Genomic DNA, 17,020 nt, shown 5'->3' with positions numbered 1-17,020 from the left:
GGTATCCGGCGTGGCAGCGGGCGGCGGCACCGGGCAGGATGGGCCGGTGCCCGTTTCCGAGGCGCTCCGCCGCCTGGCCCTCACCACCGGGTTCTGGACGGCCGACAGCGCGACCACCGACGACGCCGACCAGCGCGAGATGCGGGTGACCTTCCCGGTCACCGGCGGCTACGCGCTCGTGCTCGATCTCGACCTCGCCACCGGCGAGCGCTCCCTGGGCCTGCGCGGTCCCGCCTCCAGCGAGCCCGTCCAGCTGGGCTGGGCGCCCGCCGACGGCCCCTATCCGGCCGCCCTGCGCTGGTGGGAGCTCGACCTCTGCGCCCGGGTGATCGCCTGGGAGGACCCGACGCTGCCGCATCCCGGCCTCGTGACGGCTCTGCTTTCCCCGTTCGCCCCGGTGACCGCCGAGGACGACGAGCAGACGGTCACGGCGGTCCGCGAGGCCGCCTACCGCTCGCTGCGCCGCGAGGTGGCCCCGGTCGTGCCCCACGGTCCCGAGCAGACTCCGCTGCCGCTGTTCGCGGGCGACGACTGGTGGCCGGCCCCGCCCGCCGAGTCGCCCCAGGTGCTCGACGAGGCCACGATCGCCGCGATCACCCGGCCCGACTGGTCGTTCCGCGAGGTCCGGGGCGGTTCCCGCTTCCCGCGTGAGGCCCTGGCCGATCTGGTACGCCGTGCCGGCGAGCACCTGCGCCTGGTGCCCCACCAGCAGTGGTACGCCGACACGTGGCCGCTCGCCCGCCAGATTCTGGACACCGGTGACCTTCGGCGCATTCCGGCCCTGTTGAGTGCGCTCACCGAGACCGGCTGCGATCATCCGACGGTGCTGGACGCCCTGAGCGAGCCCCTGGTCCCCGCCGAGGCGTGCTGGATGGTCGAGACCCTCGCCGGCGCCGAGCCGGGCGCCCTCTTGCGACGACAGCTTTAAGGTACGTACGTGTTGTACGACGGTCGGGAGAAACGGGTGAACAGCGGCAGCGGTCTCTACCGCAGCGCGCACGCGGCGCCGGACGGTGAGTCACTGCGCCCCGAGGACGGCGTCACGATCATCTCGGTCGACGAGCAGCTGCCCGGCCCGGCCGCCGCCGAGTCGCCCGAGAACCCCGAGACCGGGGGGAGCACCACCAGCAACAGCGCGATGATGGCGGTCGGCAGCTTCGTCAGCCGCATCATCGGGTTCGTCCGCAACGCGCTGATCGGCATCACGCTCGGCGCGGGCATCGGCGACGCGTACACGAGCGCGCAGTTCCTCCCCGGCCAGATCTACGAGCTGCTGCTCGGCGGCATCCTCTCCAGCGTCCTGGTGCCGCTGCTGGTCCGCCGGCGCAAGGCCGACCCCGACGGCGGTCTCGAGTTCACCCGCAAGCTGCTGACCTTCGCCATCGTCTCGCTCGGCCTCGCCACCGTCCTGGTGGTGATCGCGGCCCCGGTGATCACGGCGATCCAGGCCAGCAGCGACAACACCCAGGCGTACAAGGACCTGGTCACGCACTTCGCGTACCTGATCCTGCCGATCATCTTCTTCACCGGCCTGTCCGCGCTGATCGGCGCGGTGCTCAACGTCCGCGGCCACTTCGCGGCGCCGACCTGGGCACCGATCCTCAACAACATCGTCGTCATCGCGACCTGCGGCGCCTTCATCGTCTTCTTCGGCACCGCGAAGGACATCGGGCCCGAGGACATGACCACCGCCCAGATCCTGGTGATCGGCGGCGGCACGCTCCTCGGCATGGTGCTCCAGGCGGTCGGCCTGCTGCCGGCGCTGCGCAAGGTCGGCTTCAGCTGGAAGTGGCGCTGGGATCCCCGCTCGCTCGGCCTGGGCGAGATCGGCCGGCTGGCCGGCTGGATGCTCTGCTACGTCGCGGCCAACCAGGTCGCCGTCTTCGTGGTCGTGCGCATCCTCAACCGGGTCGCCGGCAAGGACAACGCCAGCGTGCTGGCCTTCAACAACGTCTTCCTGCTGATCACGATGGCGCACGGCATCATCGGCGTCTCGGTGATGACCGCGCTGCTGCCCAAGATGAGCGCGGCCGCCGCGGACGGCCGCTACGCCGAGGTGAGCGCCGACCTGAGCCGCGCCATCCGGCTCGTCGTGACAGCTCTGGCGCCGATCGCGGTCGTCTACGGCGTGCTGGGCGCGCCGATCGCGGTCACCCTGTTCCAGGGCGGCGCGTACGACAACGGCGACGCGCTCGCGACCGGCACGGTGCTCGTGGTGGCGGCGTTCGCGGTGATCCCGCTGTCGATCAGCTACCTGTGCACGTACACCTTCTATTCCCTGCAGGGCAACAAGACCGCCGCGCTGATCAACCTTCCCGTGGTGGCGGTCCGGATCGGCGCTTACGTGGTGCTGGCCGAGGTGCTCAGCGCGTCGCTGTCGGCCGCCGGCATGACGGCCGCGAACGCCATCTCCTACCTGGTCTCCGCCCTGATCTCGCTGGCCGTGCTGCGCCGCCGGATCGGCCGGCTCAACCTGGGCTCGCTCGCCGCCGCCCTGATCAAGGTGCTGGTCGCCGCCGCGATCGCCACCGCCCTGGGCCTGCTGGTGGTGCGCCTGCTGCCGGGCGCCGGCGCCCCGTCGGGCCGGGGCGAGGCGCTGCTCCAGCTCGCCGCCGGCGGCGCGGTGATCATGGTGGCCTATCTCGGTGCCGCAACGATGTTGCGCGTCGCCGAGGTGAATCAAGTTGTCGGCATGGTGCGCCGTAAGCTCGGCCGCTGATTTCTGGCAACCCTGAGCTGCGCGTTTTCCCCCGAACGGCGAGGACAGCCAGCCACAAAGCCGGGCATATCGCATTGCCGCGCCGGGGGGACGACCTGCCGCACCGTGGCCCGGGGCGGGTATGGTCGGTGTCGGCATGTGCTCTTTCGCACGCCGCTATTCGCACCAGCACGGCGCCCCCGTGCGTGGAGCACCGAGGAGGACTGGTGACCCAGGTCGGCGAAGGCCACGAGACCGCGGCCGATGCGGACGGGCCGGTCATGACCTTCGGTGCACCCGCCGCCGGAGAGGTCCTGGCCGAGCGCTACCGCCTCGAGGAGCACGTCAACAACGACAGCGCCGGCCGGCAGGTCTGGCGCGGTCTCGACGTCATCCTCCGGCGCCCGGTCGCGGTGGTGCTGCGCTACCCCGGCGGCGACTCCGCGGCCGAGATGCTCCAGGCCGCGGTCGACGCGAGCCGCGTGATCCACCCCAGCCTGGTCGGCGTCTACGACGCCATCGACGAGGGCGCCCGGTCCTACGTGGTGCGCGAGTGGGTCGACGGCGAGTCGCTGCGCGAGCTGGTCGGCTCCGAGGGCCCGATCGACACGGGCCGGGCCATCACCATCGCCCACGCGGTCGCCGACGCGCTGGCCGCCGTGCACGCCACCGGCATGGTCCACGGCAACGTGCATCCCGGCACGATCCTGATCGGCGACGACGGCCGGGTGGTCCTGGCCGACGCGCGCGCCGACTCGGCGGACTCCGTCGAGACCGACATCCGCTCGGTCGGCGGCATCCTCTACTTCGCGCTCACCGGCCACTGGCCGCACGCCGAGGCGGGCGCCTCGCACCTGCCCGACGCGGCCCGCGACGCCGCCGGCAACCCGGCCGCGCCCCGGCAGATCCGCGCCGGCATCCCGGCCTATCTCGACGACCTGACGATGGACCTGCTCGACCGCCGGGTGGCGGCCCCCGAGGCCGACGCGCTCGCCGCCGAGCTGGCCCGCCTCGACGCCTCCGAGGAGGAGTACGAGGACGTCGGCCCGCTGCGCTTCGCGCAGAACACGACGACCGAGCCGTCTCGCAGCACCTCCAAGATCTTCCTCGGGGTGGCCGCGCTCGTGGTCATCGCCGCGGTCGGCCTGGTCTTCGGCATCCGCGCGATCACGTCGTCCAACGACGCCGACCCGTCCACCACCACCCAGGCGGGCGTGGGCACCGACAACGGCGCGACCGGCGAGGAGCAGACCCCGGCGCCCACGCCGAAGAAGATCGCGCTCACCGCCGACATGGTGCGCATCGTCGATCCGCCGCAGGGCGACCGCGAGGACACCGGCCAGGCGAAGTACACGGTGGACAACGACCCCGAGACGGCCTGGGAGACCCAGCGCTTCAAGCAGGCCAACTTCGGCACGCGCAAGCCCGGCATGGGTGTGCTGATCAACCTCGGCAGCCCGCGCTCGCTCTCCGAGATCGAGGTCGAGATGTCCCAGCCGGGCGTCACGATGGACATCCGCGCCGGCACGAGCGACCCGGGCGACACGTCCGAGGGCGACGCCAAGATCATGCAGACGTACAAGCGCCTCGGTGACGGCGACACCGTCACCGACGGCACCCGCGAGGTCTTCTCGCCGTTCGACCCCAACCAGAAATACCAGTACGTCCTGGTCTTCCTGACCAAGCTGCCCCCGGCCGACGAGGGCGGCGGCTTCAAGGTCAGCGTCAACAAGATCGAGGTGTACGGGTACTGAGCGGCGGGTCCCGCTGCCTGGCGCCGTCCGGTTAGATTGCTCGCGTGACTTCCGGGGACGGCACCGCCGCGCCGAGCGACGCCGACCTGCTCCGTGCCCACGTCGAGGGCGACAAGCAGGCGTTCGGCGAGCTCGTGCGGCGTCACCGTGACCGGCTGTGGGCGGTCGCCCTGCGCACCATCGGCGACCGCGAGGAGGCCGCCGACGCGGTGCAGGACGCGCTGCTGTCGGCCCACCGCAACGCGGCCCGGTTCCGCGGCGACTCGGCGGTCACCACCTGGCTGCACCGCATCGTGGTCAACGCCTGCCTCGACCGGATCCGCCGCCGCCAGGCCCACCCGACCGTGCCGCTGCCCGACGGCAGCCGCTCCGAGGAGGGGCCGTCCGGCGTGGAGCCGGCCGCCCCCGCGCAAGATCACGACACCGCGCTGGTGGTGCGCGAGGCGCTCGCCGCCCTGCCGGCCGACCAGCGGGCCGCGATCGTCCTGGTCGATGTGCAGGGCTACCCGGTCGCCGAGGCCGCCGAGATCCTCGGTGTGGCGATCGGCACGATCAAGAGCCGCTGCGCACGCGGCCGGGCCAAGATGGCGCTCGCGCTGGGAGACATCGCTCACCCCGGCGAGGGGAACCAGGAGGCGTCCACGTCCGTCCCATCGGGACCGGCGGCGGATCGGAGGGACCAGAGGTGACCGGGGCCGAGTTCAGCGGGGTCGACATCGACCTGCTGGCGGACTACATCGGTGGCGCCCTCGAGGGCACGCCGGACGAGTCCGTGGTCGCCACCCTGATCGCCGACGACCCGCGGTGGCGCGCCGCCTACGAGACGCTCGGCGGCCGCATGGCGATGGTCGGCGCCGAGCTGGGCCGCCTGCCCGCCGAGCCGATGCCGGACGATCTCGCCGCCCGGCTCGACGAGGCGTTCTCCGCGCCGCGCCTCACCCTCGTGCCCGGTGACCCGGAGGCTCCCGCCGCCGCCGCGCGCAAGAGGGCCGGCCGCCGCATGCGATGGGCCACCCCGATCGCGATCGCCGCCGGAGTCGTCGCGTTCGTCGGGTTCGGCCTCGACTACCTCGCCGGCCGCGACAGCGCACAGGAAAATCAAGCCACCAGCGCGGCCGGCTCCGCGGAGCAGGCGCCGGCCGCCCCGCCGCCGACCCTGTCGAGCGGCACCGACTACACCCGGGCGACGCTCACCACGGCGCCGGTGCAGCCGCTCGACGCGGCCTCCATGCCCGACAGCACCTTCTCCGCCGAGAAGAACAGCGACCGCGCCACCGGCGCCCTGCCCGGGTTGTCTCGCCTTGCTCCGCTGGCGGCCCTCCAGGCCTGCCTCGACGCGATCCAGCGGGAAAACGCCGGTGGCCCCCTCTCCGTCGAGTCGGTCGACTACGCCCGCTTCGAGGGCGCCCCGGCCGTCGTGGTGCGCTTCACCGCGGCGAACGGCCTCTGGGCCTGGGCGAGCGGCGCCGAGTGCGGCACGCCCGCCGGTGGCGCGGACACCCTGGCCAAGCTGCCGGTACGCTGAGCAATCCCGGGTGAGGTCGGACACGACCCGCGTTCGGGAATGGTGTGTACCTGGCGTGGCGTTCTAGCGTGCAGTTGTCGCTTCGCGGGCATCTCCCGCGGCGAAGAGCAGACTGAGGAGTCGGCAGTGGACGAGGTCCGTAATCTGATCATCATCGGTTCGGGACCCTCCGGTTACACCGCGGCGCTGTACGCGGCACGTGCCAACCTCAAGCCGCTCGTGATCGAGGGTGTGCAGTCCGGTGGCGCGCTGATGACCACCACCGAGGTCGAGAACTTCCCCGGCTTCCGCGAGGGCATCATGGGCCCCGAGCTCATGGACAACATGCGCGCCCAGGCCGAGAAGTTCGGCGCCGAGTTCATCACCGACGACGTCACCCGCGTCGAGCTGACCGACAAGCCGACCGAGGCCGGCACCGAGGGGCTCAAGACGGTCTGGGTGGGCGAAAAGGAATACTTCGCCCGTGCTGTGATCCTTTCCACGGGTTCCGCGTGGCGGCCGCTGGGCGTTCCCGGCGAGCAGGAGCTCCTGGGCCACGGCGTCTCGTCCTGTGCCACCTGTGACGGCTTCTTCTTCCGCAACCACCACATCGTGGTGGTCGGCGGCGGCGACTCCGCGATGGAGGAGGCGACCTTCCTCACCCGCTTCGCCGAGTCGGTGACGATCGTGCACCGCCGCGACTCGTTCCGCGCCAGCAAGGTCATGCAGCTCCGCGCGCTCAACAACCCCAAGATCAAGGTCGAGTGGAACTCCGTGGTCGAGGAGATCCTCGGCTCCGACGGCAAGGTCAGCGGCGTCCGCCTCAAGAACGTCGAGAGCGGCGAGACCAAGGTCCTCGACGTGACCGGCGTCTTCGTGGCGATCGGCCACGACCCGCGCAGCGAGCTGTTCAAGGGCCAGATCGAGCTCGACGACGAGGGCTACGTCAAGGTCGACTCCCCGTCGACCCGCACGAACATCCCCGGCGTGTTCGCCGCCGGCGACCTCGTCGACCACACCTATCGTCAGGCCATCACCGCCTCCGGCACGGGCTGTGCCGCGGCGCTGGACGCCGAGCGCTTCATCGCGTCATTCGTAGAGCTGTAAGACCGGGAGGGTCCTAGTGGGAGCAGGCAAGGCGGTCAGCGACGCCACTTTCGTGAGCGACGTGCTGCAGTCCGACAAGCCGGTGCTGGTCGACTTCTGGGCGGAGTGGTGCGCGCCCTGCAAGAAGGTCGACCCGCTGCTGAACGAGATCGCCACCGAGATGGGCGACAAGGTCCAGATCGTCAGCATCAACATCGACGAGAACCCGGAGACCACCCGGGCATACCGGGTCATGTCGGTCCCGACGCTGACCATCTTCAAGGGCGGCGAGGCCGTGAACTCGGTCACCGGCGCCAAGCCCAAGAGCGCCCTGGTCAACTTCATCGAGTCCGCCCTCTGAGTGGTGCTCCCGCGCCCCGCGTCCCTCGTGGACGCGGGGCGCGAGCGTGTCAGGAGTACTCTCCTCACAGTCGTTCTTCGTTCTAAGGGAGTCGCGCGTGCGTTCCATCCGGCGTGGGGACAGCGGCCCGGCCGTTGCCGAGATCCGATCGATCCTGGTCGGGCTGGACCTGCTCACCACCCCGTCCGACAAGTTCGACGACGAGATGGACATGGCGGTCCGCGCCTTCCAGCAGGGCCGCGGGCTCGGCGTCGACGGTCTGGTCGGCGACGAGACGTGGGGCGCGCTCGACGCGGCCCGCTGGCGGCTCGGCGCGCGCACCCTCTTCCACTCGGTGCCCGACGCGCTGGTCGGCGAGGACGTGCGCACGCTCCAGGAGCGCCTGCTCGAGATGGGCTACGACGCCGGCCGCACCGACTCCATCTACGGCGCCCGCACCGCGCGCGCGGTGGCCCAGTTCCAGCGCGAGGTGGGCCTCACCCCGGACGGCTCCTGCGGCCCGCAGACGCTCAAGGCGCTGCGCCGGCTCGGCCGCAAGGTCGTCGGCGGCCGCCCCCAGTGGCTGCGCGAGGCCGAGGCGTTCCGCCAGGCCGGCACCAACCTGGTCGGCAAGACCATCGTGATCGACCCGGGCCACGGCGGCGGCAACGACACCGGCGTGGTGGTGCCCGACGGCCCGCTGCGCTGGAGCGAGGCCGACCTGGTCTTCGACCTGGCCGCCCGGCTCGAGGGCCGGCTCGCCGCCGCCGGCATGCGCGTCCACCTGACCCGCGGGCCGCAGCCGACCGAGCCGATGAGCGGCGCCGATCGCGCCGCCCTGGCCAACAGCCTCGGCGCCGACCTGCTCATCTCGCTGCACCTCGACGGCCACGACAACGAGGCGGCCGACGGCGTCGCGACCTACCACTACGGCACGGGCAGCGGCCTCAGCTCGACAGTGGGGGAGAGGCTCGCCAACCTGGTGCAGCGCGAGATCGTCGTCCGCACCGGCATGCGCGACTGCCACATCCACGCCAAGACGTGGGAGCTGCTGCGCCTGACCCGCATGCCGGCCGTCCGCGTCGACCTGGGCTATCTGACCTCGCCGGCCGACCGCGACCGGCTGGTCAACCCGCTGTTCCGCGAGCAGATCGTCGAGGCGATCCTGGCCGCCGTGCAGCGCATGTACTTCCCGGTCGAGCGCGACGTGCCCACCGGCTCGATCGACGTGCGCCAGCTGCGCATGGCCCTGGCCAACCGCGCCTGATCTCCACGGCCCGGTTCACGGCGCCGCGGCGCCGGCCGGGCCTAGTTTTCGACGCTACGCGTTGCTGTGGCCGGGCGGACCGGCCGCAGCAACGTCTCGGGGCTCATCGAGCCGAGCAGCTTCTCCAGCGCGTACTCGACGTCCGACTTCCACGACAGCGCGGTGCGCAGCTCGAGCCGCAGCCGCGGGTAGCGCGGGTGCGGGCGTACCGTCTTGAAGCCCACCGACAGGAAGAAGTCGACCGGAGCGACGCAGCCGGACTGCTTCTCGTCGTCCGCCTCGCCGAACTTCGCGTCGCCGAAGGCCTCGATCGCCTTGATGCCCCGCTTGGTGAGATCGCGCGCCACGCCCTGCACCAGCATGCGGCCCAGCCCGCCGCCCGCGAACGCGGCCACCACGTGAGCCGTCATCAGCAGCGCGGCGTCGGCGCTCACCGGCGAGGTCGGGAAGGCCATCGAACGAGGGACGTACGCCGGTGGGGCGTACATCACAAAACCGGCCGGCATGCCGTCGACATACACCAGCTTGCCGCAGGAACCCCACTCCAGAAGGGTCTGCGAGACCCAGGCCTCTTTTTCGAGCCCGGGATCGCCGGAGGCGCACGCGCGCTCGGCCGAAACCGGGTCGAGCTCCCAGAAAACACACTTCCGGCAGGGCCGGGGGAGGTCCTCGAGTGTGTCCAGGGTGAGGCTGACCAGGCGTCGTGACACAGTCGTCCCCCTCTAACTCCGCACCCTCGCAGGATCCTACGCCGTAATAGCCATGAACGGGATCAGTTGGGCAGGGGTGGCCGGTCAACCGAGGGCCCCCGGTGCGCTTCCCGACTAGGATCGGAGTCCTGTCCCGATTTGCTCGCGACCCAACAGCCTCACGACCCAGCAGCGAGGCTCGCGACCCAGCAGCGAGGTGAGAGCCGTATGACCGGCACAACCCAGGACGACTACACCGATCGCTACGCGCGCCGTGTGCGTGGCATGACCACGTCGGAGATTCGCGCACTCTTCGCCGTGGCAAGTCGTCCCGAGGTCGTGTCGCTCGCAGGCGGCTCGCCCTACATCGCCGCCCTGCCGCTCGACGCGGTCGGCGAGATGCTCAACAACCTCGCCGCCGACCAGGGCGCCACCAGCCTCCAGTACGGCATCGGCCAGGGCACGATCGAGCTCCGCGAGCGCATCTGCGAGGTCATGGCGCTCTCCGGCATCACCGGCGCGTCCCCCGACGACGTCGTGGTCACCGTCGGCGGTCAGCAGGCGATCGACCTGCTCGCCCGCCTCTTCCTCGACCCGGGTGACGTGGTCCTCGCCGAGGGGCCGAGCTACGTCGGCGCGCTCGGCGTCTTCCAGGCCGCCCAGGCACAGGTGCGGCACGTCCCGATGGATGACGAGGGCCTGATCCCGGCCGCCCTCGAGGAGGCGATCGCCGAGGTCGAGCGCTCCGGGCGCAAGGCGAAGTTCCTCTACACGATCCCGACGTTCCAGAACCCGGCCGGCGTCACGCTCACCGACGAGCGCCGCGAGCAGGTCCTCGACATCTGCGAGCGCGCGGGCCTGCTGGTGGTCGAGGACGACCCGTACGGCATGTTGTCCTTCGAGGGCGACGCGCCGCTGCCGTTGCGGGCCCGTCGCCGCGAGGGCGTCTTCTACGTGAGCACGTTCTCCAAGACCTTCGCGCCGGGGCTGCGCGTCGGCTGGATTCTGGCGCCTCACGCCGTACGGGAGAAGCTCGTCATGATGAGCGAGGCCAACGTGCTGTGCCCGAGCGCGTTCGCGCAGGGTGCCGTGACGCAATACCTGTCGACCATGCCGTGGCGTGAGCAGATCAAGGTCTACCGCGAGATCTACCGCGAGCGCCGCGACGCGCTGCTCGGCGCCCTGCGCGACCTGATGCCCGCCGGCACCACGTGGACCCACCCGACCGGCGGCCTCTTCGTCTGGGCGACCCTGCCCGAGGGCCTCGACTCCAAGGCGATGATGCCCCGCGCGATCGCGGCCCGGGTGGCCTACGTGCCGGGCACGGGCTTCTACGCCGACGGCACGGGCCGCGACAACATGCGCCTCAACTTCTCCTACTCGTCTCCCGAGCGCATCCGCGAGGGCATCCGCCGGCTCTCCGGCGTGATGGAGCAGGAGCTGGCCATGCGCGCCGTCTTCGGTGCCGCGTCCGCCGCGCCGCACCGCCGCCGGGGCACGGCCGCCGCGGACGCCCCCGGACCCGACTTGGCATGATCTCCCCATGGTTACGGGTGACGATGTGCGAGTGATGGTTCTGGCCGGCGGCCTCTCTTACGAGCGGGACGTCTCCCTGCGCTCGGGCCGCCGGGCCGTGGACGCCCTGCGCGCCGCCGGCATCCAGGCCGAGATGCGCGACGCCGACGTGTCGCTGCTCCCGTCCCTCCAGGAGGACCCGCCCGACGCCGTGGTGATCGCCCTGCACGGCGCCACAGGCGAGGACGGCTCGCTGCGCGGCGTCCTGGACCTCACCGGCATCCCGTACGTGGGGTGCGACGCCCGCGCCTCCCGCCTGGCCTGGGACAAGCCCTCGGCCAAGTCGATGCTCCGCGAGGCCGGCATCCCGACCCCCGACTGGGTGGCGCTGCCGCACGACCGCTTCTCCGAGCTCGGCGCCGTGGCGGTCCTCGACCGCATCGTCGACCGCCTGGGCCTGCCGCTGATGGTCAAGCCGGCCCAGGGCGGCTCGGGCCTGGGCGCCGCGGTGGTCCGCGAGGACACGGCGCTGCCGGCGGCGATGGTCGGCTGCTTCGCGTACGACTCGACCGCCCTCGTCGAAAAGTTCGTGCCCGGCAAGGACGTCGCGGTCTCGATCATCGACCTGGGCTCCGGCCCTCAAGCCCTCCCCATCGTCGAGATCGTCCCGCGAGACGGCGTGTACGACTACGCGGCCCGCTACACGGCCGGCCTGACCACGTGGCACGCCCCGGCCCGCCTGTCGCCGGACGTGGCGGCCACGGTCGCGGAGACGGCGCTGGCGGCCCACAAGGCGCTGGGCTTGCGAGACCTCTCCCGCGTGGACCTGATCGTCCCCGACGACGGTGCACCCCAGGTCCTGGGCATCAACGTCTCACCGGGCATGACCGAGACGTCCCTGCTCCCGCTGGCGGTGCAGGCGGCAGGCTTGGACCTGGGCCGCATCCTGGCAACGCTGGTGGAGCGCGCGGTGGCACGGTCGGCCGCTTAGGCGGGTACGCCCGACCGCACGACCTCGGTCATCGATCCATGCGCGGCGACCTCGTTCGTGAAGCACGCCCAGCTCCGGCCGCCCGCAGCGGTCACGAACCACGGCGGTGCTCGTCGCCTTCCCCCGGGCACCGTTCGCGGTCCCGCTGCCGCCCGCCGGCCGAGAAGGCGAACCCATGGCCCTCGGTATGCACCAGTCGGTGCCGGTCCCATTCCTCGTGACGGCGGCTCGGACGTCCTTGAGATCACCGCGCGCACCGGGCGGCTTCGGCGGTGCTGTGGACGCTGCGCCCGTTCCGCCTGCCAACCGCTCGAACGGCACACAGGTCGCGGCACTGTCGGATCCCCAATCCAGGCGTCTCACTGTGCCGCGTTCGACCACTCGGTGCCGGCCCTCTTCACCGCGAGATCTTCCTCGGACGCTGCGACACGTGTTCATAGACCGTCGCCGGCCCCACACCCGATCCTTACTCGACCTCACGCCTCGGCCCCTCGTAGGCGCGCCACAGCCCACGATTGCGCCGTTCGTTCCAGGCCCGAGCACGCACCGAAGGCCGATGCTCGGAACGGCGATCCCGAGTCGCTCCGCACTCTGTCGGCGCCGCGGGTCTTGTTAGGAGGGTGAGGAAGCCTGCGCCTGGTCGTGCCGGCTGTGTTGCACGGGAATCTTCGCCGACTCGGAACTCATGTCGCCCAGGGTGGCGGGACGGGTGTCGCTCGGCTGATCCTGCCGGTCGCCGCCGTCACGCTCGGAGCGGTCGCCGTAGCTACCTTGGTCGCCGTAGCCGCCATGTTGGCCGTGGGCTCGGCTCTCCGTGACGCCGTTACCGTCCTCTCGGCTGCCGGCGCCCCAGAGGCCGTCGCCACTGCCGTGCCCGTCACCGTTTCTGAGCCCGTCACCGACGTTGACGCCGGCGCCGCTACCTCGCCCGTCAGCACTCTCGACGCCAGCGCCTCCACCGTGCCCGCCGCCGCCCGAGAAGCCGTCGCCGCCCCCGTGCCTCTCGCCGCTCCAGGAGCCTTGGTCACCCCCGCGCCCCTCGCCGCTCGAGAAGCTCTCGCCGGTCTCGCGGCTCCCGCCGCTCCACGAGCCCTCGCCACCCCCGCGGCTCCCGCCGCTCCAGGAGCCCTCGCCACCCCCGTGGCTCCCGCCGCTCCAGGAGCCCTCGCCACCCCCGCGGCTCCCGCCGCTCCAGGAGCCCTCGCCAGCCCCACGGCTCCCGCCGCTCCAGGAGCCCTCGCCAGCCCCACGGCTCTCGCCGCTTCTGACGTCGTCGCCGTTCGGGGAAGCGTCGCCGCTCCCGAGGTCGGAGTCATCGCCGTCGTCGCTGGGGGACAGGTTGATCGTGGAAGGTGACTCCCATTGGATGTGCGCCGGTTCGGCTATGGACTTGCCGCCGAACTCGGCCAGCCACGCCGCCACGAGGGCGAGATTTTCGCGCCATTGGTGTTCTGGGATGTCGGGCAGGATGTCGTCCCAGAGCGAGAGGAACGTGCCGCGCAGCTGGAGCCGGCCGTAGGGCCGCGCGAGAAACCACATGTGCAGGTGAGCGGAGCCGTCACCCCATCGATTGACATGCACCCGGGCGACGCCGTCGAGGGAGCGGATGGCACGCTCCAGCCGGACCGTCATGACGCCGAGCTCCGCGGCCAGCAGGTTGGGCAGATCGCCGAGATCAAGGTGCGAACGACACTCGAGGATGACGACCGCCGGCAGGCCCGTCGGCCGATCCATGGCCCGCACGCGCCAGCGTTCACTCACCCAGATGTACGCCTCATCAGGCGTATTGCAGGCAACGCAGTCCGCTGCGTCCTCGCCGGCTCGCGCGGGTTCCACCTCAACCGGAGCAGCCAGCGGCTTGACCCGCATATCACCCTCGAAGGGGAACGACGGCCAGCGGGTGAAGTCCGGCAGAGGCACGGTGTTGTCGGGCACGAGGGTGACCTTAGCCGAGGCCAGACCCCCTGTCCCGGGTCAATTTTCGCGCGCTACGGACGTAGACCACCGTCACCGTACGTGGGCGCCTCCACACCCCCAAAGTTATCCACAGAAGTTATCCACAGGCCCTCCCGTTTCACGTGAAACACGACGTAGAACGCTTGCACCCCCTGTGGATACACAAGCAAAGACCCCACGCCTCATCGGCCACGTTTCACGTGAAACAGACCCAGCCCTTCCGTCAACAGGCGTTACGCACAGCCTGTGGATAACTCTCCGAAGGCGACGCCGCCGTCCCGCGTCTCGCGCCGGCCCCCAATCCATCCGCTCCGTCCCTCGACTAAGGACGATGCCGGCACCCCGCCCCAGGTAGGCGCATGAATGGCCGTTAGGGAGGCGCCCCGAGTCACCTTCATGAGCCCGTCTCGCAATGGCGGCCAACCCACACGGAAACTCACGTCCCCAGACACCGCCTGTGGATAACTCAGCTGCCTCTGCCCGCCGCCAGTCAGTCCGCCTGTTTCTGCCCCTCCAAGCCCACTCCTGGCAAGCTCACTCCTGGCAAGCAAGCTCTGGCAAGCCCACCTCCGGCCTTCGCCCGTCTTGGTGCTCCGATCAGCCCGCCGACCATGTCACGCGAGTTGTCACGCGGAACCTCATCGCCCACTTCTCCGTGCTGTCGCAGCGGATGGCGGCCCGGCCGATCGAGCCGGGACGCCGTGCTCCGGCTCGCACCGATAGGCGCCGAGCCGACGCGCCCTCTGCCGATCACAGCACCGCCTTGTCCCCTCGCGAACTTCCTACCGGGTCGCCGCGCGCCCACCGGCATCCCTGCCGACCTCGGAAGCCCATGCCTTTTCTCCCGCCTGCTCCAAGCAACCGGCACGGCCCACTTCCCGCAGGAGGCCACACCGATTCGCCAGCCCGCCCACGTCGTCCCGGTCTACTGCTCTTCAACCTCCGCCAGGTCGGCAGCTCACCTCTTAGCCGACCACTCCAGGCTGTGCCGATCGCGTTGTTGCTTTCGCCGGCGGCTACCCCACCAGTCAACTCGTCCTACGCGCTCTCCCGCATCGCGTCAGAGCTTCTACCGGCCCGGCTGTGTCACCGCTCGGACCGTTCCTTCCAAGCCGACCGCTCGTCCACACTGCGCTGCTGGCCCAATTGGGCCGGCAGCGTCCTCAAGGCCGTCCCAATCTCTAGCGCCACGCTCAACTTCCGCCGGCCGGCCCAGCGCCGTCACTCACCCGCACTGCGTGGTTAGTCCATTAGCCCGCCCACCCACCGGCCAGACCGCCCTCCACACCGTCCACTCACCCCTGCTATGTAGCTAGTCCGCCAGCCCGCCGCCTAGACCACCCCGCACGCCGCCCATTCACGCGCACCGTGCGCTAATCCGCCGATCCACCGCTCAACCCTCGTCTCCAGGCCCTCCGCTCGCCTGTACCACGCACAAGTCCGCCACCCGCCGATCTCATCACCGCCGGTCCGCCCCTCCACGCCGTCCCCCTCGCGTGCAATGGCTCGGCTTGTCGGCCTAGCAAGGTCCGCATCTCGGTTCGTGCCTTTCACTGACCGCTCTCAGCACCGCACCATCAGGGCAGCCGCCAGTAGGACTCAAGACAACGGAAGGCACTAGTGCAGCGTGCGCATGCACCTTCTCCCCCGCTGTCAGCCGTTGGTTTCACGGGAAACGGCACGGGCCGGCCATAGCCGCATGAGCAAATGTGTCCTGGCCCTGGTACAGGGTCCGACGGCTCTCGGTTCCGTATAGTGCCGCCAAGGCAGCAAGCTCTAGCCCTGGAGCTGCGTCTGCCAACGCGTTGGCCTAACGTGCGACCGCATACCTCCAGTCGCCCGGCGCCGAGGCAGTTCCGCACCAGCCTGCACGGCTTCGTCCCCGATCTCGCAGACCAACGCCTCGGCACCGGCGCTTCCCACACGCGATGCGCCTCTCGTGCCGGTCTGCGGAGCCCAGCCCACCACGCGGCTACGCAGCGGCTGGCAACAGCGAAGATCTACGCCGAGTCGATTGCTCCACTTTTCCGCGGGCACGGCGCTCTTTACAGGCCCCGGATCGAACCCTGCCGGACTGATCCATACGACACCGAACCAAGTTCCGGCACCACATCTTCAGTTCCCGCATTGAACGGCTTGTCGCACCGCTGGCTCTTATTCGTCGGGCCGAGTCCGGATCGTCGCACCGTGGCCGTAGTGCCGCATCGAGAACCAGTGGCCCGACGTCGCCTCACGAACTCACCGGAGAAGGTTCACTCGCTATACGACTACGCCCGCCACACGGCGCTGGTCACGATCTGCGAAGGCGATCGGCCCGCTTCGCCTGAATGTGAGCGCGTAAGTCTGATGTACGCCACGACGGCTTTTAGCCCCGCAGAACCGGCTCAGCTCGTTACCCACAACGGTGCCGCGGATCAACGCACGGTTCCCCGTAGCCGCGGGAGTGCCCGCCAACAGGTGGTTTCTGGCGAGCCCGTCGAGGAGCTCGAGGTTGCCGAGCTGAGAGCGGCGTGAAAGGGCGGCAGTTCAATTCGCAGACCGCATCCGAAGGCCGAGGAGGCAGAGGGGACGCCAACGATGCGGAGATGGATCACCGGCAAGGTATGCCGCGAGAACCACCAGCGAGGCCTGTCGCAACGAACCCTCAGCGGCGCCGTCGCAAGAACCGCCAGCGAGGACTGTCGAAGGACCACAGCCAACTCAGTGGCCGGTCAACACGACGAGTTCGCTTCAACGCGGTCCACGGCACCTATGCCACGGCAGAGACTCGGGCGCCACTTCGCGACATCGGGAGGGAATGGCCCATCGAGACCAGGTCGTTCAATCAGTCGCGGCGCCGTAGCCGCGAGCGTGGATCACCAAAGGTCTTTGCTTCGCCCTTCTAACGAGGCTCGGACAACCTTGCGGCCGACCAGCCCAGCGCGAGGAAGCCCTCGTCGGCGGCTCGGCTTTCTTCCCGCCACCGCCTGCCGCCGCAGGAGCTGCGCCGACAGCCGAGCCGTCGAACTCTCTCAGCAAAGACGCGGCCCGCCAAGGAGCGATCGGATCGCGTCGTTTCACGTGAAACAGGGCCTTGGATCTCGGACCCTTACACCGCCGCTGGACGTCGTCCGCGAGTGCGAAAGGGGGCTCCCGGCTCCCGGCTCCCGGCTCCCGGCTCCCGGCTCCCGGCTCCCGGCTCCCGGCTCCCGGCTCCCGGCTCCCGGCTCCCGGCTCCCGG

General features: G+C 70.6%; 11 protein-coding genes and 1 pseudogene. 10 read left to right on the top strand and 2 right to left on the bottom strand.

Annotated features, from left to right (window positions below; genetic code table 11):
* The first annotated feature begins 46 nt into the window (after positions 1–46).
* The 8 genes from Ade02nite_RS38055 to Ade02nite_RS38020 all read left to right on the top strand — a co-directional run bounded on the left by Ade02nite_RS38055 (position 47) and on the right by Ade02nite_RS38020 (position 8,649).
* Positions 47–928 (top strand): hypothetical protein, encoded by an 882-nt coding sequence (locus tag Ade02nite_RS38055; RefSeq protein WP_239169345.1) that lies wholly within the window; start codon positions 47–49, stop codon positions 926–928.
* Between the two features lie 9 nt (positions 929–937).
* Positions 938–2,719: a murein biosynthesis integral membrane protein MurJ gene (gene murJ / locus Ade02nite_RS38050; RefSeq protein WP_239169344.1), complete on the top strand. Its 1,782-nt coding sequence runs from the start codon at positions 938–940 to the stop codon at positions 2,717–2,719.
* Between the two features lie 206 nt (positions 2,720–2,925).
* Entirely contained in the window at positions 2,926–4,452 is a 1,527-nt protein-coding gene (locus tag Ade02nite_RS38045; protein ID WP_239169343.1) for a protein kinase family protein, read from the top strand.
* Positions 4,453–4,496: 44 nt separating this feature from the next.
* Positions 4,497–5,141, top strand: coding sequence for an RNA polymerase sigma factor SigM (gene sigM / locus Ade02nite_RS38040; protein ID WP_203774470.1), 645 nt, complete (start codon positions 4,497–4,499; stop codon positions 5,139–5,141).
* Complete coding sequence (locus Ade02nite_RS38035) at positions 5,138–5,977, top strand: RsmA family anti-sigma factor (RefSeq protein ID WP_203774460.1); 840 nt, start codon at positions 5,138–5,140, stop codon at positions 5,975–5,977. The genes sigM and Ade02nite_RS38035 overlap by 4 nt, the downstream gene beginning before the upstream one ends.
* A 126-nt stretch (positions 5,978–6,103) precedes the next feature.
* Complete coding sequence (gene trxB, locus Ade02nite_RS38030) at positions 6,104–7,063, top strand: thioredoxin-disulfide reductase (protein ID WP_203774458.1); 960 nt, start codon at positions 6,104–6,106, stop codon at positions 7,061–7,063.
* A 16-nt stretch (positions 7,064–7,079) separates the two neighbouring features.
* Positions 7,080–7,403, top strand: a complete 324-nt coding sequence (trxA, locus tag Ade02nite_RS38025) for a thioredoxin (protein WP_203774456.1) — start codon at positions 7,080–7,082, stop codon at positions 7,401–7,403.
* A 97-nt stretch (positions 7,404–7,500) separates the two neighbouring features.
* Positions 7,501–8,649, top strand: coding sequence for an N-acetylmuramoyl-L-alanine amidase (locus tag Ade02nite_RS38020; RefSeq protein WP_203774448.1), 1,149 nt, complete (start codon positions 7,501–7,503; stop codon positions 8,647–8,649).
* 41 nt (positions 8,650–8,690) lie between these two features.
* On the opposite strand, the gene Ade02nite_RS38015 is transcribed toward Ade02nite_RS38020, so the two are convergent.
* Complete coding sequence (locus tag Ade02nite_RS38015) at positions 8,691–9,359, bottom strand: GNAT family N-acetyltransferase (RefSeq protein ID WP_203774446.1); 669 nt, start codon at positions 9,357–9,359, stop codon at positions 8,691–8,693.
* 207 nt (positions 9,360–9,566) lie between these two features.
* On the opposite strand from Ade02nite_RS38015, the gene Ade02nite_RS38010 reads away from it, so the two are divergent.
* The gene (locus tag Ade02nite_RS38010; protein WP_203774444.1) at positions 9,567–10,874 is read left to right on the top strand and encodes an aminotransferase-like domain-containing protein; all 1,308 of its coding nucleotides are present in this window, start codon (positions 9,567–9,569) and stop codon (positions 10,872–10,874) included.
* Positions 10,875–10,881: 7 nt separating this feature from the next.
* Positions 10,882–11,844, top strand: a complete 963-nt coding sequence (locus Ade02nite_RS38005; protein ID WP_203774442.1) for a D-alanine--D-alanine ligase family protein — start codon at positions 10,882–10,884, stop codon at positions 11,842–11,844.
* 1,349 nt (positions 11,845–13,193) lie between these two features.
* Here the strand turns inward: Ade02nite_RS38005 and Ade02nite_RS38000 are convergent.
* Positions 13,194–13,758 (bottom strand): annotated as a pseudogene (locus tag Ade02nite_RS38000) (hypothetical protein); the annotation flags it as partial.
* Positions 13,759–17,020 lie beyond the last annotated feature (3,262 nt).

It is taken from the genome of Paractinoplanes deccanensis, assembly GCF_016862115.1.
GTDB lineage: Bacteria > Actinomycetota > Actinomycetes > Mycobacteriales > Micromonosporaceae > Actinoplanes > Actinoplanes deccanensis.
This window is presented reverse-complemented; position numbering and strand designations above follow the sequence as displayed.

Excerpts from the sequence above, each read along its gene's own strand:
- Ade02nite_RS38005 (WP_203774442.1), top strand. The coding sequence starts at position 10,882 with ATGGTTACGGGTGACGATGTGCGAGTGATGGTTCTGGCCGGCGGCCTC.
- Ade02nite_RS38010 (WP_203774444.1), top strand. The coding sequence starts at position 9,567 with ATGACCGGCACAACCCAGGACGACTACACCGATCGCTACGCGCGCCGT.